The sequence below is a fragment of the Martelella sp. FOR1707 genome (assembly GCF_053484265.1).
This window is the reverse complement of sequence record NZ_JBAKFP010000009.1, coordinates 74,652-95,359: the sequence shown is the minus strand read 5'-3', so window position 1 is coordinate 95,359 and position 20,708 is coordinate 74,652. Positions and strand designations below refer to the sequence as shown.

The 20,708-nt window shown below is 61.9% G+C and carries 18 protein-coding genes; 5 read left to right on the top strand and 13 right to left on the bottom strand.

Features of this window, described 5'->3' with window-relative positions:
• Positions 1-493: 493 nt before the first annotated feature.
• The 6 genes from V6765_RS21515 to V6765_RS21490 are packed head-to-tail and all read right to left on the bottom strand — an operon-like array spanning position 494 to position 5,882.
• Entirely contained in the window at positions 494-1,807 is a 1,314-nt protein-coding gene (locus V6765_RS21515) for a TRAP transporter large permease (RefSeq protein WP_448432630.1), read from the bottom strand.
• Complete coding sequence (locus V6765_RS21510; protein WP_448432628.1) at positions 1,804-2,367, bottom strand: TRAP transporter small permease subunit; 564 nt, start codon at positions 2,365-2,367, stop codon at positions 1,804-1,806. The genes V6765_RS21515 and V6765_RS21510 overlap by 4 nt, the downstream gene beginning before the upstream one ends.
• Before the next feature lie 13 nt (positions 2,368-2,380).
• The gene (locus V6765_RS21505; RefSeq protein WP_448432626.1) at positions 2,381-3,454 is read right to left on the bottom strand and encodes a C4-dicarboxylate TRAP transporter substrate-binding protein; all 1,074 of its coding nucleotides are present in this window, start codon (positions 3,452-3,454) and stop codon (positions 2,381-2,383) included.
• Between the two features lie 24 nt (positions 3,455-3,478).
• Complete coding sequence (locus tag V6765_RS21500; RefSeq protein ID WP_448432624.1) at positions 3,479-3,877, bottom strand: YciI family protein; 399 nt, start codon at positions 3,875-3,877, stop codon at positions 3,479-3,481.
• Positions 3,878-3,918: 41 nt separating this feature from the next.
• Positions 3,919-5,064 carry a CaiB/BaiF CoA transferase family protein gene (locus V6765_RS21495; protein ID WP_448432622.1) on the bottom strand — a complete coding sequence of 382 codons (1,146 nt, stop codon included), beginning with the start codon at positions 5,062-5,064 and terminating at the stop codon, positions 3,919-3,921.
• An 11-nt stretch (positions 5,065-5,075) separates the two neighbouring features.
• Positions 5,076-5,882 carry a citryl-CoA lyase gene (locus V6765_RS21490; RefSeq protein WP_448432620.1) on the bottom strand — a complete coding sequence of 269 codons (807 nt, stop codon included), beginning with the start codon at positions 5,880-5,882 and terminating at the stop codon, positions 5,076-5,078.
• A 225-nt stretch (positions 5,883-6,107) separates the two neighbouring features.
• Between V6765_RS21490 and V6765_RS21485 the strand changes: the two genes are divergently transcribed.
• The 4 genes from V6765_RS21485 (at position 6,108) to V6765_RS21470 (ending at position 9,763) form a co-directional block, all read left to right on the top strand.
• Positions 6,108-6,929 carry an IclR family transcriptional regulator domain-containing protein gene (locus V6765_RS21485; RefSeq protein ID WP_448432618.1) on the top strand — a complete coding sequence of 274 codons (822 nt, stop codon included), beginning with the start codon at positions 6,108-6,110 and terminating at the stop codon, positions 6,927-6,929.
• Between the two features lie 43 nt (positions 6,930-6,972).
• Positions 6,973-8,445 (top strand): amidohydrolase family protein, encoded by a 1,473-nt coding sequence (locus V6765_RS21480; RefSeq protein WP_448432615.1) that lies wholly within the window; start codon positions 6,973-6,975, stop codon positions 8,443-8,445.
• Between the two features lie 89 nt (positions 8,446-8,534).
• Positions 8,535-9,395, top strand: a complete 861-nt coding sequence (locus V6765_RS21475) for a DODA-type extradiol aromatic ring-opening family dioxygenase (RefSeq protein ID WP_448432613.1) — start codon at positions 8,535-8,537, stop codon at positions 9,393-9,395.
• Complete coding sequence (locus V6765_RS21470; RefSeq protein ID WP_448432611.1) at positions 9,392-9,763, top strand: hypothetical protein; 372 nt, start codon at positions 9,392-9,394, stop codon at positions 9,761-9,763. Before V6765_RS21475 ends, V6765_RS21470 begins: the two co-directional genes overlap by 4 nt.
• 368 nt (positions 9,764-10,131) lie before the next feature.
• On the opposite strand, the gene V6765_RS21465 is transcribed toward V6765_RS21470, so the two are convergent.
• The 6 genes from V6765_RS21465 to V6765_RS21440 form a co-directional block, all read right to left on the bottom strand.
• A complete protein-coding gene (locus V6765_RS21465; protein ID WP_448432609.1) occupies positions 10,132-11,976 on the bottom strand; it encodes a chloride channel protein in 1,845 nt (614 codons plus the stop codon).
• 243 nt (positions 11,977-12,219) lie between these two features.
• A complete protein-coding gene (locus tag V6765_RS21460; protein ID WP_448432607.1) occupies positions 12,220-13,761 on the bottom strand; it encodes a sulfatase in 1,542 nt (513 codons plus the stop codon).
• A gap of 178 nt (positions 13,762-13,939) precedes the next feature.
• Complete coding sequence (locus V6765_RS21455) at positions 13,940-15,490, bottom strand: sulfatase family protein (protein ID WP_448432605.1); 1,551 nt, start codon at positions 15,488-15,490, stop codon at positions 13,940-13,942.
• A gap of 4 nt (positions 15,491-15,494) precedes the next feature.
• Entirely contained in the window at positions 15,495-17,033 is a 1,539-nt protein-coding gene (locus V6765_RS21450) for a tripartite tricarboxylate transporter permease (RefSeq protein WP_448432603.1), read from the bottom strand.
• A gap of 27 nt (positions 17,034-17,060) precedes the next feature.
• Positions 17,061-17,582: a tripartite tricarboxylate transporter TctB family protein gene (locus tag V6765_RS21445; protein ID WP_448432601.1), complete on the bottom strand. Its 522-nt coding sequence runs from the start codon at positions 17,580-17,582 to the stop codon at positions 17,061-17,063.
• 53 nt (positions 17,583-17,635) lie between these two features.
• Positions 17,636-18,628 carry a Bug family tripartite tricarboxylate transporter substrate binding protein gene (locus V6765_RS21440; RefSeq protein ID WP_448432599.1) on the bottom strand — a complete coding sequence of 331 codons (993 nt, stop codon included), beginning with the start codon at positions 18,626-18,628 and terminating at the stop codon, positions 17,636-17,638.
• Positions 18,629-18,775: 147 nt separating this feature from the next.
• Here V6765_RS21440 and V6765_RS21435 point away from each other — a divergent pair, with 147 nt between their 5' ends.
• A complete protein-coding gene (locus V6765_RS21435; protein WP_448432597.1) occupies positions 18,776-19,714 on the top strand; it encodes a LysR family transcriptional regulator in 939 nt (312 codons plus the stop codon).
• 31 nt (positions 19,715-19,745) lie between these two features.
• Here V6765_RS21435 and V6765_RS21430 read toward each other — a convergent pair whose 3' ends face one another.
• Positions 19,746-20,708 carry a DUF4432 family protein gene (locus V6765_RS21430; RefSeq protein WP_448432595.1) on the bottom strand — a complete coding sequence of 321 codons (963 nt, stop codon included), beginning with the start codon at positions 20,706-20,708 and terminating at the stop codon, positions 19,746-19,748.

Below are 20,708 nucleotides of genomic sequence, written 5' to 3'. Positions count from 1 at the left end.
ATCCGGACGGAAAACCGGTATCCACTTTTCCTGGACGCGCTCTGGTCTCCAGACGTCTTTGCGGTTTTATCAAGACATCGCCGGCTGATGCCAGCGTCTTGAAGTCCGCGAGCGGGCGGTGCGGATGTGGACGGTGATACCGAGTTCAAGTCGCTTGTCGAAATTGCTGTCCAAGATTGATTCAAGGCGCTGTTTTTCGGGAGGGCCGTGGGTTTTCTGCAGTGCGCCCATCCCTTGGAACGCCGACTGTTAGTTTTCCCTGCTCGCATCACGTCGGAGGGCTGGCAGCGCCACCGGGATTGCGCAACGCGATCGGTACGTTTTATCCGATCGCGGAAAGAGGATGATGCCGGTATAGTGGCTACGCCAATCCTCCAACTTTTCTCGCGCCTCGGCAAAGGTCATGGACCAGTTCGCGTTCAGACATTCTGGATCGTGGCCGACTTTTGCGCCGCCGATCTCGTGCGGACAACCGGTTATCCCACCTGAGGCTCTAAAGCCGTGCAAACCATGTCGCAATCGACGGAAATGCGACGATCATGGCAAGTGATACCAGCATGGCGCCGACGAAGGGCATGGTGCCCCTGAAGATATCCGAGACCTTCAGCGACCGGTCCTCGACGGCGGTCTTGATGATGTAGACCGACAGGCCGAAGGGCGGCGTCAGCAGCCCGACCTCCACGGCCACCACCGTCAGCACCCCGAACCAGATCAGATCGAACCCGGCGGCCTCTGCGACCGGAAGCGCAATCGGCAGCAGGATCAGCATGATCGAGATGGAATCGATAAGACAGCCAAGCGCGATGATCAGCAGTAGATAGATAAGCAGGAAACCATAGGGACCGATCGGACCGGAGAGCAGGGTTTCGGCGAGAAACCGCGGCACGCCGGAAAGCGCCAGCATGCGGCTGAAAAAGGTCGCGGCCAGGATTAGGAACAGAACCGAGACGGTAATCTGCCCGGTCTCGACAAGAAGCCGCCAGAACGAGCGCGGCGTCAGCGAGCGGCGCAAGAGCGCGATCAGCAATGCGCCAAGCGCACCGGCAGCGCCTGCCTCTGTCGGGTTGAGGAAACCGCCATATAGTCCGCCGAGCACCAGAACCATCAGGAAGACGATCGGCACGGCCTTGCGAACAAGCGCCAGCCAGCCGATTTCCTCCTCCTCCAGCACCGGTTTTTCCGCCGTGAAGACAAAATCCGGCTTCAGCCACGCCAGCAGAAATATGGTGATCGAGAAGGCGATGGCCAGCAAGACGCCAGGTCCGACGCCCGCGAGAAACATCCGGCCGACCGATTCCTCCGCCAGTACCGCATAGACGATCATCAGCAATGACGGCGGGATCAGCATGCCGAGAACGGACGAGCCCGCGACGACCCCGGTGGCGAATTTGGCGGTATAGCCATGGCGCGTCATTTCCGGCACGGCGACCCGGCTGAAGACGGTGGCAGACGCAATCGAAACGCCGGTAATGGCGGCAAAGACCGCGTTGGCGAACACGGTCGCGATGCCGAGCCCTGCGGTGATCCGTCCCATCAGCCGCTGGAACACGTCGAACGTGTCCTTGCCGACCTTCGAGACCGTTACCAGAAGCCCCATCAGCACGAATAGCGGCACGATGGCGTAAAGATATTCCCTGAGCGAATTGTTCGCGACCGCGCCGAGCATGCGCATGGAGACAACCTCGCCGCGAATGGCAGAAACGCCGACAAAGGAAACGAACAGCATGCTGACGCCGATGGGCATGCCGAGATAGATCAGCACCAGCAGGGCGGCGACCGCCAGACCTCCGATTTCAAGCGGACTCATGGTCGCTCCCCGGCTTTAACAGTGGCGGCAATGTCGCCGACCGCCCGAAACAGAAACTCACATGCGGCAACGGCGACCCCGAAAACGATGAAGGCGCGGAACGGCCAGACCGGCAGCGTCGCAATGCCGGAAACGCCGATATACTCCCCCGATGTCCAATCCTTCTGAAGGATCAGAAAGCTGGACCATGCTATGAGGCCGATCATCGCCGCGCCCGTCAGGTTGAAGAGCGCCGACAGTATGCTGCCGGCCACCGGCCGTTTCAGCCTGAAGCCGGGAAAGAAAATCTCGGTCCGGGCGAGCCTGTCGGCGCGGATGGTGGTGGCAAGCTGAAGCGACACGATCATCACCAGAAGAAGCGCGCCAAGCTCGGAGACCAGCGGCAGCGAGGAACCCAGCAGGTTGCGCATGAAGATATCGGCGGAGATGACCAGCATCAGCACAAGAATGAGCACCGTGCCGAGCGCGGCAAGACCATCGACGAGGACCTGCCACGCCCGGGCAAGGGCGTTCGGGGAGCGCCCGCCGGGCTGGCGGGCGTTATCTGTTGCGGACGACATATGCGCGCGCCGCCTACTGGTCCCAGTCGCGCATGGGCGTTTCACCGCGCTCGCGCAGGCCGTCCATATAGGCGCTCAGGAATTCGCGTGCGGGAAGTCCCTGCGCTTCCAGGTTATCCGCCCATTCGCCGGCAAGATCCGGCAGCATCGCAACCCAGGCCTCGCGCTCTGCCTCGGGCATCTCGACAAGCGTTACCGGCGGGTTCTGGTCCGCGCCCAACGCGACCATATCGGTCAGGGCTGCCTCATGGCCTTCCAGCAACTGCTTGCCGTGGGCCGCGGTGTAATATTTGCCGGCCTCGATCATCGCATCCTGAACTTCTTCCGGCAGCGTGTCCCAGACATCGCGGTTGATCGCGATCGCGCCCGAGAAGGACACGGCCGCATCGAAGCGGTTGAGATAGGGCGCGACCTCATAGAGCTTCGCCGGCTTGGCTCCGAGCGCGAGCGTCAGCACGCCGTCGGAAACGCCGGTCTGGATGTCGGTGTAGAAGGTGGTGAGCGCGCCGTCCACGGCATTGGCGCCGGTGCCTCGCAGCCAGGTGCCGAGCACACCGGGGGCCGAGATCTTCATGCCCTCGATATCGGCGATGCCCTCGATCGGCTCCTTGGTGTAGATGTCGTACATATCGGTGCCGGTCAGGCCGAGAACCTTGAGATTGTACTGTTCCCATTCCTCGCGGAAGGCCTCGTTGTTCTCCATCAGGTCTTCCATCACCTCGAGCTGAAGCTGCGGATTGGCGGTGGAGAACGGCGCATAGCTCGTTGCCTGGCTGAGCGGCAGCTTGGCCGGCTCCAGCAGCGAGAATACCCAACCGATATCGGTGATGCCTTCTTCGACGGATGAAAGCGTGGCATTGGCCTTGTAGAGCTGGCCGCCGAAAGCCTCGTTCCAGTTGATCTTGTAATCTCCGGTCTCGGCGAGAATCTCATCGGTCTTTGCCATGAAGTGGGTCTGGATCATGCCCACCCACGGGATCACCGTCGGATGGCTGGAAGCCACCGTGAGGTTGATGGTTTCCTGCGCCAAGGCCGCCGAAGGTATCGTCAGCATGACGGCAGTTGTCAGTCTGAGAAAATTACGCATTTTTGCTCCTCCCGAAAGATGCGTTCAGTCCATCACGAATGTCTGTGTCGAGTAATCGAGCCGGATTGAAACCCGCCCTTCATTGATCATCCAGGGACGCACCCTGAACCGTCTGGCGCCAGCCTTGTGCATGGGATCATTGCGGGCGATTTCGGTCGCGGCTTCCGCACTTTCGGCGCGGATGACCACCAAGCCCTCGCCTGCCCAGCGCTCGCCGTCATCGGAGAAGAGCGGGCCTGCGGCATAGAGCACGCCGTCCCGTTCCAGCCCGACCTGATAGGCGAGATGGGCCTCCATGTTCTCAAAAACCGGCCCCATGCCGTTGGTCGCTTCGGTGAAGATGGCGAACAGCTTTTTCTGCAGCATGGCCTTGCTGGCCTCCATCACGGCTGCTGCCGGAACCGTCTCTTCTGTCTCTTGCATGCCGGTCACCTCCTCCCTCTGTCCGCGACGAAATGCGCGCGTCAGCCCGCCTTGCGGCGGGCAATCTCGGCGCGTATTTCCGCACCGTGTTGGTCAAGCAATGGCGGCGCGACAATGTCTGTCTCCACCTGCTCGTCGAAGCTGTAGGGCGGTCGCACCGTCTTGGTCTTCCCCTTTTCGGGGTGATCCATCTCGACGGCGATCTTCAGATGCTGCGCCTGCGGATCATCGAGCGCTTCATCGGAATCATAGGCCGGCGCGTGGGGTACCCCTTCCTCAAGCAGCTTTTCGCACCATTCGTCGCGCGTCATCGACTTGAAGACCGGCGTCAGGATTTCGATGAGGTCATCCTGATGCTGGATGCGCTCCAGCCGTTCGGCAAAACGGGGGTCGTCGGCAAGCTGCTCCTGCCCTGTCGCCTTCAACAGCCCTTCCCAGAATTTCGCCGGCGAGGACATGTGGATCGCCACCCATTTGCCGTCCGAACACTCGAATGTGTAGCTCTGTGAAACGGTCGGCCGCGAGAGCGGGCCCATGATCTCATCCACGGCGAAATAATGTGTGAAGCTGTCGAGGTTGAAATGGGTCATCGCCTCCAGCATCGAGATATCGATGCGGCGGCCCTTTCCGGTGCTTGCGCGCTCCAGAAGCGCGGCGAGAATCGCCATGGCCGCATATTGCCCGGTGAGCGCGTCGGCAATCGCGGGGCCGATGACCCGCGGATTGGTCGGCGGCGTCACAAGCCGCAGGAAACCGCTGGCTGCCTGGGCCACGGTATCAAAGGCCGGGCGGTCGCGCGCCGGGCCCGACTGGCCGAAACCGGAAATCGCGCAATAGATCAGATCGGGCTTGACCTTGCGCAGATCAGCTTCGCCGACGCCCAGACGTTCGGCAACGCCCGGCCTGAAGTTCTGGATGAAAACATCGGCTGTCGAGACGAGATCACGCAGAAACGCCAGTTCGTCCGGATCCTTGGTATCGATCGCGATCGAACGCTTGTTGCGGTTATAGGTCTGGTAATGCGGCGAATAGAGACCGCCCTTGAAGGCGCGGAAGGGATCGCCTGCTCCCGGACGCTCCACCTTGATCACATCGGCGCCGAGATCGCCGAGATGCATGGCGGCGGCCGGCCCGGTGATATAGGTGCCGAGTTCGACAACCCTGATATTCTTGAGAATCTTGACCAATCGGCTTCTCCCTATTCCGCGTTCTTGTTCTTGGGTTTCTCGCCGTCATATTCGATCGCAAGATCCGCCTTGTGCGACATGATGAAACCGATGGAACGCCGGCTCTCTTCCAGAAGGTGCGCGGAAAGACCGGCTGTGCGGGCGAGGATCGGCACCGCCTTCAACGCGTCGACCGGCCAGCCGGCATCAAGGATTGTTGCCGGGATGGCGCCGGACACATTGATTGGCAGCGGACGGTTGACGATCTTGGGCGCGACATCCGCAAGCACACGAAGCGCTTCGATATAGCGACCGGCAATGCCCTCCTCGTCGGCGATCGCAAGCAGCCTGTTGGCGCGCGGATCACCGGCCGAATGCTGGGGATGGCCAAGGCCCGGCACCTTCCGGCGTTCGGCCTTGAGCTGGGTCACGGCTTCCGTTGCCGCCTTTTCTATATCGCCGCCCATCTTGTCTGCGGCCTCGACAACGGAGACGAGAAAGCGGCCGGCCTGTTCCGAAGACCCGGCAACCACGCTGCCCATGCCGAGAATGCCGGCCGCCATCGCGCCCTGCCAGGCATCGGGCCCCGCGGCAAGCGTCATGCGCGCGGCCTGGACGCTGGGGACCAGACCATGCTCGGCAATGGCGACCAGGCAGGAATCCATCATGCGTCGCTGGGCAGCGCTCGGCTTTTCACCGGTGACGAGAAGCCAGAAATAGTCGCTGAAATCGATTTTGCCGATCAGGTCGTTGCACAGGTCATGGCCGCGCACAGTGATGCTGTCTGCATCGGATTCGGCAATTGCAGTGAAGGCGCCGTCTTGTTTTCCAATTCGCACAACAAACTCCCTTTTCGGTATGCGAAATAATTTCCTCTTGCCGAAATCGTAGAGAGCAATTAGTCTAGCGTCAAGTTGAAAGCGCAATGCCCCGATCAGGAGGATCGGCAAGCCGCCTTCATCGGGAGGAAGATCAGGTCCCGTACGGAGGGAATGAGCCTTGTTTTCATTACGCGGCTCACCCACTCTGGCGCCTTAGGGATCTTGTTCTTGAGGAAAACTGACGTGGCTGAAATTCTGAAATTCGTCGAAGACAGCGACAGGCCTGCCGAATTCGTGGAGGCGCTTGCCAAGGGGCTTGCGATCCTCGAATGCTTCGACGCCGCCCATTCCGAGATGACGCTGAGCGAGGTGGCGCGCCGCGTCGGCCTTTCGCCGGCAGCCGCGCGCCGCAGCCTGATCACGCTGCAGACGCTCGGCTATGTCGGCCAGACCAACAAGCATTTTCACCTGCGTCCCAAGGTGATGACCCTGAGTTCGGCCTTCTATTTCTCCGCCCATATCGACGAGGTGCTGCAGCCCAATCTGAGGGCGCTGGTCGAACAGTTCGGCGACGCGTCTTCTGTGGGCACGCTGGACGGCGATCATGTGATCTATGTCGCCCATGTCTCGGTGCAGCGCGCCCGCCGCGCCGCCGCCGTCATCGGCGCGCGCTATCCGGCAGGCGCCACCTCGCTTGGCCGCGTGCTTCTCGCCGGGCAGTCCGACGAGGCGCTGGAACACTATCTCAGGACGGCGAAGCTCGAAGCGCTGACCTCCAAGACGGTTACCGACCCTGATGTGTTGCGCGAGAAGATCATGGCCGTCCGCGCCGATGGTTATGCGACGACCGTCGACCAGCTCGACTACGGCATCACCGCGCTTGCGGTTCCCATCAGGAATTTCGAAGGCCGCACGATCGCGGCGCTCAACACCTCGGGCTACACCGGCATGGTGACGCCCGAGAGCATGATCGCAGAACGGTTGCCCGCGCTCAGGGAAGCCGCATCACATATCGCGCATGCCATGAGCCGATATCCGGTTCTGCAATCGACAATGGGAACCTGACCGAGGGACAGGTTTTCCGCGCAGGTTTGAGGGAGGAGAAACCATGTGCAGGCTTTGTGACATTTCCAGACGCCATCTGCCCTACCCGAACTTCGGGCCCACGGGCGGCGGCATGGGCGCATCGGCGTACGCCACGCCGGTTGCCGAGGGTGTTCCGGAAGCATGCGGCCGTGAAGGCCAGCGCACGCTGATCAAGAACGGCATCATCCTCTCCATGGATGACAGCGTCGGCGACTTCGAGAAGGGCGATATCCTGATCGAGGGATCGCACATCATCGAAATTGCGGAAACCATTTCTGCGGACGACTCCATCGTCATTGATGCTTCCGGCAAGATCGTCATGCCCGGTTTCATCGACACGCATCACCATCAGTTCGAGACCGCGCTGCGCGGCCAGCTCGCCAACGCCATCCTCATCAATGACGGCCTGCCGGCGAGCGCCCAGAACTATTACGAGACCGTGCTGCAGTCCTTCTCCCTCGTCTACCGGCCCGAGGATGTCTACATCAACGAGCTGTTCGGCGCGCTGTCGCAGCTCGATGCCGGGGTGACGACGGTGATGGATGTCAGCCAGATCCACCACTCTCCGGCCCATTCGGATGCGGTGATCTCGGCGCTGAAGGATTCGGGCCGCCGCTCCGTCTTCGGCTATTTCGAGGGCTGGGGCGACGACGCGCAATATCCGGGCGACGCGGCGCGGCTGCGCGAACAGTATTTCTCCTCGAACGACCAGCTCATAACCATGATCATGGGCGGCGAGATCTACCTGCCCTTCCATGAACAATCCTGGAAGGCCGGGCGCGATCTGGATCTCCCGATCGCGCTGCATGTGGTCGGCACGTTCGGCATGCAGCCGACCTTCGACGGGCTTGGCGCGGGCGGCGCGTTCGGCGAGGACAATATCTTCATCCACATGACCGGCATGTCGGATGACGGCTGGAAATATGCCCGCGACGCCGGGGCCCATATCTCGCTGTCCGTGCCGATCGAGATGCAGATGCGCCACGGCACGCCGCCAATCCAGAAGGCGCTCGACCACGGCATGAGCCTTTCGCTCTCCACCGACGTGGAATGCACGATGACCGCGGATTTCTTCACCCAGATGCGCGCCATGGTCACCATGCAGCGCATGTTCGCCAATGAAAAGGCGCTGGCGGGCGAGGAGTACCCCGCCCTTCTGACCGCCCGCGAGGCGATCCGGGCGGCCACGATAGGCGGCGCGGAGGGCCTGAAGCTCGACCACCGCACCGGCTCGCTGACGCCGGGCAAGGATGCCGACATCATCCTGCTCGACGCCGAGGCGCTCAATGTCGCGCCGCTCAATAATGTTCCCGGCACGGTCGTCACCCTGATGGAACGCTCGAATGTCGACAGCGTGCTGGTGGCGGGCAAGGTGCGCAAATGGCAGGGCAAGCTCATCGGCGCCGACATCGCCCATCTGCGCGGCGAACTGGAAAAGAGCCGAGATTACATTTTCGAAAAGGCCGGCATCGCCCGTTCGCTGTTCGGCGACTGAGACGGCAGGCCGGGACATGAGGAATGAGCCCGCGCGCGGCGATTTCAACCGCGCGGGCTCTCAAGGATATCCGACAAGAGGAGAGAGAATTGGCAAAACTCGTTGCAACACTGGCGTCGACCCACCACCCCTTCTACCTGAAGGCGACCACGGCGCCGCCCGACCAACAAATGCCAGAGGCGCCGACATGGAAGCGCAAGATCGAGGCTTACCGGGAGACGCTGGCAAAGGCGGAACCGGATGTTCTGGTGATGATCGGCTCCGATCATTTCCACCAGATCTTTCTCGACAACTGCCCGCAATTCCTGATCGGCAAGGCGGAGCGCTACGACGCGACCTTCTATAATGAGGAACGCGAATTCGGCATTCCGAAATATGTGCTTGAGGGTGACGAGCCCATGTCGCGCTTCATGCACCAGCACCTGATGAACCAGAACTTCGACTTCGCCTTTTCCAACGAGCTGAAGATCGACCATTCGATCATCTGCCCGATCATCACCGTGCGGCCTGAGAACGACCTGCCGGTCGTGCCGATCTACACAAACATCTTCGCGCCGCCCCTGCACACGCCGAAGCGCTTCTATGAGCTCGGCCGCGCGATCCGCAAGGCGATCGACGACTACCCGTCCGACAAGCGCGTTGCCGCAATTGGCACGGGGCATCTGTCGCTCGAACTCGGCGGCCCGCGCCAGTTCATGGAAACGGGGCCGGATCCGGAATTCGACCGGCAGGCGATCGAATGGCTGAAGAGCGGCGATATCGACGCTATTCTCGAAAACGTCACCCATGAGAGCATGGCCCAGAGCGGCAATGCCACCCATGGCTTCCTGAACTTCATTCTGATGCTTGGCGTGGCCGGCCCGGAAGGGGCGGACTATGTCGACAATCTCGACCTGTTCCACACCATGGAAGCCTATTTCACCTGGTATCCCAAGGAGGCCGCGGCATGAGCAAATATTACGTCAACAAATTCCTCTATACGGTCGACCGCGACCCGGAACTCTTGCAGCGCTATATCGACGAACCGCGCACCTTCGTCGCCACTTGGGAACAGTCGATCGGCCCGAAGCTTCTGGGCAATGACGTCGAGGCTTCCACCGTCCACGCCTTGACCGATGAGGAGCGCGAGGCGCTGATCAACCATGACTATGTGGCGCTGTTCGAGATGGGCGCGCATTTCTTCCTCAACCTGACGATCTTCATCGGCATCTATGACGAGCCCTATATGAGCAAGAGCGGTCCGCTGTCGTTCCAGCGCGAAATGGCAGCAAAACTGCAGCACTGGCGCGGCAAGGATTATCCGAGCGTCGAAACCTGAGGTTCGCCGCCTCCCGGCGGGATGGCCCGAACAGCCGGCGTTTTGAAGTCATCGCTGCAATTCAATTGATGATTGCTGCCTTCCTGCTTCACTTCGAGGCAGGAGGGCGCCAACATTTGGCGGGGTACTTTGCGGCGATCTCCAGTTCTTAGGCCAGGCGGCCGAAAAGCTGCCCGCGCCTCAGTTTGGAGTGCAAGACGACAACTTCCGCGAGAAGATGCATCACAACGCTGAAGACGAGGTGTTCTCAAAATCCGGAGAGCCGCTCAAAGACGAGATGCCGGGCCGGTGAGGACCGGAACCAGTTGGGCGGAGAGCACCGACCTGGACCTTAGGCCCTAACCGGCCAGATCGTCAGGGCGCTGATCTCAGCGCCGCGCAGCGGAACGCGCGGGTCTCCTGGTGACGCCGCTCATATCCATCCTGACCTTGTCCAATTCCTCGGCATAGCGGCGCAGCACGTAGCTTTCGCTCAAGATCCCGAGCACATGGTTGGAACGCCGGTCGGTCACCACCACCAGAGCGTCGGAGGCCTGGTCCTCGAACTGTTGTGCGGCCTGGCGCGCTGTCATTTCCGGCGTGAGCACAGCCTCCTTCAGGGCGAGGAAGTCTTCGAGCGGCTGGTCGAGCATTTCCTCGTCGAGCGCGTATATTTCCGGCATCAGCGCCATGCCGACATAGGCGTCGTCTTCATCGATGACGACCACCTGCTTTGCTGAACCGAGCGGGAAGTCCCGCCGGAAGGTCCGGACGGTCATGCCGGCGCGGGCGGTGCGGATGTCGCGGCGCATCATCCGCCCGACCGTGAGCGAGCGGATCAGCCCGATATCATGCGCGCTGCGGATGGTCTCGCCGCGCTGATGGAAACGCCAGGTTGCGAAGGAATAGCCGAAGAACTGGCGGATCAGCACGGACGAGACGGCGGCCACCGCCAGCATCGTGATCGCCAGCGACAGGGAACCGGAATCCTCGAGCGTCAGGAACACCATGGTCAGAGGCCCGCCGACCACGGCGGCGGCAAGCCCGGTCATGCCGGCAAAGGCTGCGATCCGGTTGTCTGCGATCATGCCCGGCGCGATCCGGTCCAGCACCAGGAAATAGACAAGGCCGATCAGCGCGCCGATGAACAGCGAGGCGAAGAACAAGCCGCCGCGGAACCCGCTGCCGAGCGAGACCGCCGAGGCCAGCATCTTGGCGACAATCATGAACAGAAGCAGCCATAGAGAGGTCGGTGGGTCTTCCAGAAGAGACTGCATCGCGCCATGACCGGATGACAGCACGAAGGGTGCAAACGCCACGGCAAAGGCAAGAACCGCCCCGCCGAAAATGGGTCTGACGAGGGACGGTATCCTGAGCTTTCCAAACAACTTCTCGGTTTGGCTGACCAGCAGCATCAGCGCGACGCTGCAGATCGCCGTCACCACAGCAAGCCCCATCAGCGCAACGAACATGTTGAGGTCGATGCTGGGCAATCCGCCGAGCTGCGTTCCGTGATGGCCGGTGAGCCAGCCGGAAATGAAGGTCGCGGCGATGCAGGAAACCATGACGGGCGCGAGTGCGGCGATGGTGTAGGTTCCGATCACCAGTTCGAAGGCATAGAAGGCGCCGGCGATCGGGGCCTGGAACGCAGCCGCGATGGCAGCGCCTGCTCCGCATCCGAGAAGAAGACGCATGTCCGATCGGCGCGCATGCAGAAATGCGCTGAGCTTGGAGCCGAAGGCCCCGCCCATCTGGGCATAGGCCGCCTCCAGCCCGATCGACGCGCCGAACCCGTTGGAGATGATGGTCTGCAGCGTGATGACAAGGCTGTCCTTGAAGGAAAGATGACCGCCATGCAGCGCATTGGCCTCGATCGGGTCAACCATGCGCCGCCCGTTGCGCTTCACCAGATAGGCAACCGGCACCAGCAGCAGGCCGCCGACCAGCGGCACGCCGAGCGCCCAGAGGCCGAACGTGCCCGTCGCTGCGCTCAGCCGCTCGTCCGGCCCGAGCCCGAAAAGCAATCGCTGCAATCCATGGGCCGCAGTCGAAATGGCGGCCTGGGCGAGCCCTGCGGCAATGCCGATAACGGTGGCGATCGCCACCAGCCATATCTCGCTCCGGCGCACCAGCAGCCGCAGTCGCAACACTGGCGAAAGAAGATGCATCCAGGCATTGGTGGCGCGCAGCGTGGAGCGGAGCACCGGGGAATTCAGATCAGGCAGTATGGACACGGGAGATCACTGGTTCTCATCGACAGGTTCAGGTTCAACGACGACATGACGCAACACAATTTTTGATGGGCCCGCCAGGTCACTGCAGGGCGGAGGGATGCCGGGGATTTTGAGTTGGCGCGTCGGCTGGATTGACGTCTATCAACAGGACCGCATGCGATCCAATCACAACAAAACGTCCTGCGATAACCTGACTTGATCGCTTTTCCTGCGCGATCCAGCCTGTGGAGCTCAGCCACCATGTCACATCGGCCTCATGATGTCCGTGATCCGCCTGCGGCTATCCTCTGCCGCCTCGAGCCCCAGCCAGACATAGGCCTCCGCCGGCGCGTCATGCGCCAGCATGTAGTCACGCAAGCCGGCATAAAGGCGCGCCTCGACGGCGGCATTCCGGATCGGATTCTGCTGCTGCGGATCCTTTTCGAGGTCGAACAACAGGAAGCCCTGGTCCTCGAACGTGCCGTTGATGTTCGGCGGACGCCTTGCTGTTGAAAGCGCGTCAATCTGCAGCAGCGGCATGTTTCTGCAGAAGTCGAAGGGTGGCGAGAGCGTGGCCGTGCCGATCTCCTCGTCATTGAACGGCCCGGTCATGTGCTGCGGCATCAGCGTGTATTCGTGGAGCCCGTCGGCGAGCACGTCCGGCGGATAATGCAGCATGACGTAACGCCCGTCGGTCACGCCCACTGGGCCGCCAAACAGGCCGAAGGCGACAACCCGGCCGGGCTCGGGCTCGGCAAGAAGGGAGCGGCCGGTGACGGGCGAAGGTGCCTCGACCCCGAAGAACTCGAGGATGGTCGGCATGATGTCGGTGGTCTGCGTCACCGATTGTGCGCGCTCGCCTGCCCTTTCCGGCATCTGAGGATGGCAGAGCATCAGCGGCGTGTGGACGATCTCCTCGTAATAGGGCATCCGGCCCTTGCCCCACCAGCCATGTTCGCCGAGCAGAAAACCGTGATCCGTGCCGAGCACGATCGCGGTATCCTTCCACATGTCATGTTCGTCCATGTAGTCGAGAAGACGGCCGAGATACTCGTCGCACATGCGCAGAAGCGCTGCATAGTTCGCCCGGATCTCCGCCACCTCTTCGTCGGTTTCGTTGACGCGCTTGTAATCCGGCCAATTGAACACGGCGCCCTGCCAGGTGCTGTCGCCGTCGCGGCGGAAGCGCTCCGGCGCGCGGAAGGGCTCGTGTGGATCGAACAGTTCGAGCTGCAGCATCCAGTTGTCCGCGGCGCGATTGCTGTCGAGGAAATCGAAGGCCGAGGCGAAGCATTGCGCGATCGGATAATCCGCCTCACGCATCTGGTGCATATTGTTGATCATATGCTGGACCCGGCCGGGCTTTTTCGCCGGATCGTAGTGGCGCGCGTCATAATCCCGCAGGAAGGCATCGAGCGGTGGCTCGGCCAGCCCCTTCCAGGCGTCATACTCCTGGCCGCGGATGAATTCCCAGCTGTCGTATTTCGTATGATAGCCGGTTCCGCCATCCTGGAAATAGTGGAAATGGTCGGTCACCAGATGGGTGTAGATGCCTTTTTCCCGCAGCAGGTCGCAGAAGGAAACATCATAGGGCTCCATCGGCCCCCAGCTGCGGTGGAAGAAATTCGCCCGGCCGGTCTGCAGGTCGCGCCGCGCCGGGATGCAGGGTAGGCTTCCGACGTAATTACGCTCGAAGGTCACGCCGCGGGCGGCGAGCCGGTCGAAATTCGGCGTCTCGATATCGCCGCCATAGGCGCCAAGGGCCAGGCGGTTGAGCGAGTCAAACAGAACGAAGATAAGCCGCACGGGCGCCTCCTACATAGTGCGATCTGTGGCAGCGCGAATGAGACCGCGCCGAAGAGACCGCCTTGCAAAGTTGACCGGCCGCGCGGGGCAACACGCAGCCGCCCCGGTCGCAAATGCGCAACCGGTTCATGTGTTTTCATGAGGCCGGGACAGGCTGTTCCGGCCGTGGTCTCATGGCTCAGGACGCGATAACGAGGCTCTTGAGAACCTCCGCGCTGTCATGCTCCGGCACGTCGCCGATATCGGCCTGTTTGGCATCGAGTTTGGCGAGCATCGCCTTGAAGATCGCGCCATAGGCGGGGTCGTTTGCGACGTTGAAGAGCTCCATCGGGTCCTTGTCGCAGTCGAACAGTTCCCATTCCGGCGGCGCATCGTTTTCGCGCGCGCCGTCCTGTCCGAGCGCCTTGTTGTACCAGTAGATCAGCTTGTAGCGCTGATCGCGCACGCCGTAATGCGCCCAGGCTTCGTGGATCTCGTCATTGTGCATCCAGTAGCGGTGATAGGCGAGTTGATCCCAGTCCTCCGGCGTCTCGCCGCGCAGCATCGCGCGCATCGATGTGCCCTGCATATAGCTCGGCTTGGCGACGCCCGCCCAGTCGAGGAAGGTCGGGGCGAAGTCGACATTGCAGGCGATGTCGCTGGAGGTGCGGCCGGCCGCGATCTCCGCCGGATAACGGCACAGGAACGGCATCTGGTAGCTTTCCTCATACATGAAGCGCTTGTCGAACCAGCCATGCTCGCCGAGGAAGAAGCCCTGGTCGGAGGTGTAGATCACTACCGTGTTTTCAGCGAGGCCCAGTTCGTCGAGCGTGTCGAGCATCCGCCCGACGCCGTCGTCGATCGCCTGCACGGTGCGCAGATAGCGCGACATGTAGCGCTGGTACTTGAATTCGGCGAAGGCCTTCGGATCGTCGAAGGTGAAGGTCTTCCCGGTCTCCGCGCAGATCACCGAGATCGTCTCGCCGTCCTTCAGTTCCGGGATCTTGCGCATCGGCCAGCCGTCGACCATCAGTTCGCCTGCGGTTTCGGCGCCGCCCTCCGGCTGGACGAGGCCGAGGTCCTCATAAAGCATGTCGGACTTGATGCGCATTTTCGCGGCAGCGGCCGCGGCAGCGCGGTTTTCATAGGTGTCCTCGAAGGTCGGCGGCAGCGGAATGCTGCCCGGCTCGTGGATATCCCTGTAGCGCGGATGATACTGCCAGTTGCGGTGCGGCGCCTTGTGGTGGCACATCAGGAAGAAGGGCTCGTTCTTGTGGCGCTCGATGAAATCGACCGACATGTCGGTGATGATATCGGTGGCATAGCCCGGCACCCGCCGGTAGCCATCGGGAAAATGAAAGCCCGGATCCCAGTAGTCGCCCTGCCCCGGCACGACCGCCCATTCATCAAAGCCGGTCGGCTCGTGGGCCGGGCCCTCGCCCAGATGCCACTTGCCGAAGATCGCGGTCGCATAACCGCCGGCCTTCAGCGCCTTGGCGACATTCGGCAGGCGGTTGTCGATATGGGTCGAAAGCGTCGTCACGCCGTTCACATGATTATGGGTGCCCGTCAGGATCGCCGCGCGCGACGGGGTGCAGATCGAGTTGGTCACATAGGTCGCATCGCTCCGCACGCCTTCATTGGCCAGACGGTCGAGGTTCGGCGTGTTGTTGATGCCAGCGCCGTAAGCCGAAATGGCGCGCGAGGCATGATCGTCGGACATGATGAAGATGATGTTGGGGCGGGTCATGGTTTCACTCGACATTGTTCGTGGGGTTCGATGCCGGACGGCGCGGCGAAAGCCAGCCGAACATCCGGCTTTTCCAGGAGCGCGGCAGGCACAGCCAGAGGATCAGCAGGGCGTTGATGGCAAGGATTGTGCCCGAGATTGGACGACTGGTGAAAATGCTCCAGTCGCCGCCGGAAATCGTCAGCGAGCGGCGCAGGTTCTGCTCGCAGATCGGCCCGAGGACGAGACCGATGACGATCGGCGGCAGAGGATAGTTGAACACCCTGAGGGCAAGGCCGATGGCGCCGAAGGCAAGGGCCGTCCAGAGGTCGAAAATCGATGACGAGATCGAATAGACGCCGAGCACGCAAAGAAGGGCGACCACCGGCAGCAACATGAATTTCCGCACCCGGATGAACAGGATGAAGACTGGCGTCAGAAGTACGCCCGCCACCAGCAGATATATATTCGCCGACATGTATGACAGGAAAATTCCGCCGACCACATCGAGATTGTTCTCGAACAGACCCGGCCCGGGGAAGAAGCCGAGGATGATCAGGGCGCCCATCAGCACGGCCGATGAGGCATCGCCCGGAATGCCGAGGGCGAGTGTGGGAATCAAGGTTCCGCCGACTGTTGCGTTATTGGCCGATTCCGTCGCGACCACGCCCTGAGGATTGCCCTTGCCGAAGCTTTCCGGGCGTTTCGACCGGGACCGCGCCATCGCATAGGCCATGAAGGACGAAGGGCCGCCGCCAAGCCCGGGCATTGCACCGAAGAAGGTGCCCAGAAGCGACGAGCGAAACAGGTTCCAGCCATCGCGCAGGGTGTGAAGGATCGCGCCAAGGGAGGGCCGGGTGATTGCGATATCCGGCTTGACGTTGAAATTGCCCTGCCGCGCCTGCGACACGATCTCGGAAATCGCGAAGATTCCAATCACGACGGCCACAAGGTTGACGCCGCCCAGAAGGCCGACGAAGCCAAACTGGAACCGTTCGATATCGGTGAACTGGTCATAGCCGATCGTCGAGAGTAGCACGCCGAAAACGCCGGTCATCAGGCCCTTGACCGTGGCCTCGTGGCTGACAACGGCGATGGTCAGAAGACCGGTCACGGCGAGCGCGAAATATTCCGGCGGCGCAAAACCGAGCGCAAATTCCGCAAGCACGGGCGAAAAGAAAACCAGCACGACGCCGCCGATAATGCCGCCGAAGGCCGAGGCCGCGATCGCAAGACCCAGCGCTTCGCCGGCCTCGCCCTTCTGCGCCATCGGATAGCCGTCGAGAAGGGTTGCCGCAGAAAGCGGCGTGCCGGGTATTCTGAGCAGGATTGCCGAGATGGCGCCGCCGCAGGAGCCGGCGACGAAGATCGAAATCAGTAGACCCATGCCAGCCACCGGATCGAGATGGTAGGCGACCGGCAGCAACAGGATGATGCCCATCAATGGCCCGAGCCCGGGCAGCACGCCGATGACGAGGCCGATCAAGGTGCCCGCAAGAATGGCCATCAGCGAGGAGGCGGTGAAGAACAGGCCAAAACCGGCGATGAGAGGCTCGAGTGTCATGTCATAGAACCTGAATAGGACCTTCGCTCACCAGATGGTCAGTTCGAATACGCCGACAGGCAGCCGGACATTCAACAGCGCACCGAACACATAGCCTGCGGCCAGCGTTGTCAGCACCGCCCCGGCAATGAGCGTGACCGGCGAACGGTTTCCAAGGATCAGCATCAGCAGGAGCATCAGGGCTGGCATCGCCAGATAAAACCCGATGACCGGCAGCACCGCCGTGAAGGCCACAAGAGCGGCGAAACTCGCCGCTGCCCTGACGAGCAGGAAGCTCTCCTCGGGCGCGGACGCATCCTCGGCCGCGGGAACGGAGCCATCGCTAAACCGCTCTTGGCCGATAAGAATCCGCACCGCCTGGACGGCGCCGAAGATCACCAGCAGCCACGCCAGCCCGTTCGGCACGAGCGCGGCGTTATATTGCGGCGGCCCTCCGGCGGCATCCAGTTCAACGAAGACCGTGCTGGTCTGCCAGAACACGATGCCGGCGATCGCGAAGAAGAAAGCGACCGGCAGCAACAACAGGGCCTTTTCGCGCGATGATGACATGTTTTCTCCCGTGAGCGCCCGCCGGACCGTATTCAGATCCGGCGGGCGTGCAATCAATTGGCGGAACGGATGGCCTTGGTTTCCCACTTCACCGCCTCAACGCCGCTCTCAAGCTGGGAGCGAACGCTGTCGCAGGTCGCAAGATATTCATCCGGCGCGTAGCCGAGCGGCTGGAAACCGACCGCCTTGATGCTCTTGAGAACATCGGGGTCGGACATGGCCGCCTTCATTGCATTGCGCAGCACCTCGACCCGGTCGGCCGGCGTGTCGGAGCGCACCAGCCACCAGTCCCAGCCGGCGGGCGCGAGACCGGAAACGCCGATATCGAGGCCGAAATCGGAGGGCCGCGGCGCGCCGCCATAGGTCTCGCTGGCGTCTTCGGTGTCGGAGAGCGTCATCAGAACCTTGAGCTGATCCTTATTGGCCTCGTAGACGCCCGGATTGATGATGATCCAGTCGAGGATGCCGTTGCGCAGATCCTTCACGCCGAGCGCCAGATCGTCATAGGGCACGGCACGCGAGACGGTATCCATCTTCTGCATGACGCTGGCGGCGATCAGGTGCGGCAGCGAGGTGCCCGAGCCGTTATAGGCGGTCTTCGCCGGGTTGGCCTTCAGATATTCGATGAACGACGGAAAATCCGACCAGCGGGTCTCGTCGGGACGCATTGCGATCGCGAAGCCGTTTGCCGTGGCGGCATAAAGCGGCGTGAAATCGTCGCAGCTCCAGTCAGCCTTGCCGAAGATCGGCGAGATGACGAGCGGCGCGACATAGCCGTCCATGATCGTGTAACCGTCAGCGGGTTCGCTGAGAAACGACTTCATGGCCAGAACGCCGCCGGCGCCGGGCTTGGCGACAACCGGCATGGCCTCGCCGAGTTCCCTGGACATGGCCTCGGCAATCAGCTGGCTGACACCGTAGGTCGGCGTGCCCGCAGCCCACGGATAGACGACCTGAAACTTGCGGTCCGGAAAATCGGCAAGGGCGGCTCCGCTCATCATGGCGATTGCGGATACGGCAAGCAGGCTCTTCTTGAGCAAAGACATTCAATTCCTCCCTGGTAATCAGCCGGAAAGCGCAAAACCGTCCTTTGACTGCCGGCTGTTTTCGGAAGCTGACATTAGTCAAATGGATATCAATTTTCTAATTCCAATTTTGATCATTCCATTTACTTTTTTTTATAGGAAACGATAATGAACACCGTTAAGACCGATGCCGTACCGGAGCCTTGCCTGAAAATGCGTTTCCTGCTTTCCCGCCAGTATCAGCATTTCAGCGCCGTTTACCGCCAGGGCAACCTGCGAAAGGCAAGCCAGGTTGCCGGCGTGACACAGCCGGCGCTGACCAAGAGCATTCGCCAGATCGAGGAAACGATCGGCGCGAAGCTGTTCGAGCGGACGCCGCAGGGCATGACCCCCACCGCAGCCGCGGAACGGCTCCACGCGCTTTACGAAAGCTTCGATCAGCAATCCCGCTATACGCAGTTGGAGCTTGCCGAAATCCTGACCGATACCGGTCCACAGATCAGGATAGGCGCGGGTTTCGTCTGGGCATGGCACCGGCTTTCCGATGTGATCGGCGACTATGTTGCCGCCGAGCCTTCCGTGCGGGTGAAACTGACCACCGGGATTACCGATACCCTCCTTCCCCAGCTTGAGAACCACGAGATCGATATCGCGGTCTGCGACCTTCAGGGCATCATACCGCCCGCCGGCTATGTAAGTCGCATGCTCTGGTCCACGGAGCGGCGTCTCTGGGCAAGGGCAAGCCATCCGCTGGCCGGGAAAAAGGGACTCACCCTTGAGGACCTCTCCACCTGTATCTGGACCGGCTACTCAACGGACACGCGGATGTTGGCGACGCTGGAACGGCAGTTTCGGCATGTCGGGCTGAAGAAACCTGTGATGCAGGTCGAATCCTCATCGCTGATGGCGCAACTCAACGTGATGGCAAATTCCGAGTTCGTGGGCGTGATCGCCGACGATATCGCGGCGGAAGCATCGCGTCGCGGATTGGTCCCGCTGGACTTCACATCCGACGACTGGGCGCTCCATGCGGGCGTCATCTTCCCACGCGAGGCGGAAAACCAGCCCGCCTTCCGCCATTTGCTGGCGCTGCTCCAGAAGCGCTGAGAACCAACCCTCTTTTCGGATCGAGGCAACATCAGACGCTGCCTGCCGGATATCCGCCCGGGTCGAACGTCATGTGGAGGCTGAAGACACGCGTGGTGCCGCGGCTGGAGGGTTCCAGGAGGCCGGTCTCGCGCAGGGCGGCGCGCGGCTGCTTCTCGTGTGTCGCCGGTTCTATGCAGAAGAGATTTGTGCCCTCCGTTGCGTTGCGCAGCGTCTGGAGGCAGGGAAGCGCATCGCCGTCATATTCAAGTGTGTAGCGCGGCGGCGCCTCGCCGCAGCCGGCAAGAGCGACCTCGACCGGCCCCGTGCCGGACGGGCGGGTGCGGATGCCATCGGGCGACAGCGCGTCCGGTATGTCCTTGCCGGCAAGCGTCAGCCTCGAGCCCGGCCCCGCCAGAGGAAAGCCGAAATTGATGTGGTACATCGCCATCAGAGGCAGCGATCCCGAAAGCACTGTCACGCGGTCGGTGAGCGTGAGTGTCCGGCCGCCGAGGGGAACGACGATCTCACGCTCCAGCCTGACGCTCGCCTGCCCGAGCACGAATTGGGTCGCCTCAGCCAAGACACGGAAATTGCAATCATCGCCATACCAGTCGGCGGCACAGGAGACGATCTTCGCCGGCATGCGCGCCATCCGGCCATGCAGGGGATAGGAGCGCCCCTCCTCCGTATCGGGCTGGCGGATGTGGTCGAAGCCGCAGGTCGACATCAGGCCGGACAGCGTCGTGTTCTCGCCGACGGAGTGGGTTCCGCTCATGCCGATCGGCCCGGTCCAGCCGAAGGGCACGTCATTGCACCAGACCTGACCAATGTCGCAGCACCGGTCGGGCAGCAGTTCGACGCGCAGGCCGCCGCCGCTGTCGATCTGGATCAGGCGGGCGCCGCTCGCCGGGCCATCGGCTTCCGCAAACTGCCTGATGCCCGCCACCTTGACGATGTCCGGGATCAACGCGGCGAGCTCGTCGCGCTTCCAGTTCCTGCCGTAGAGTTTCAT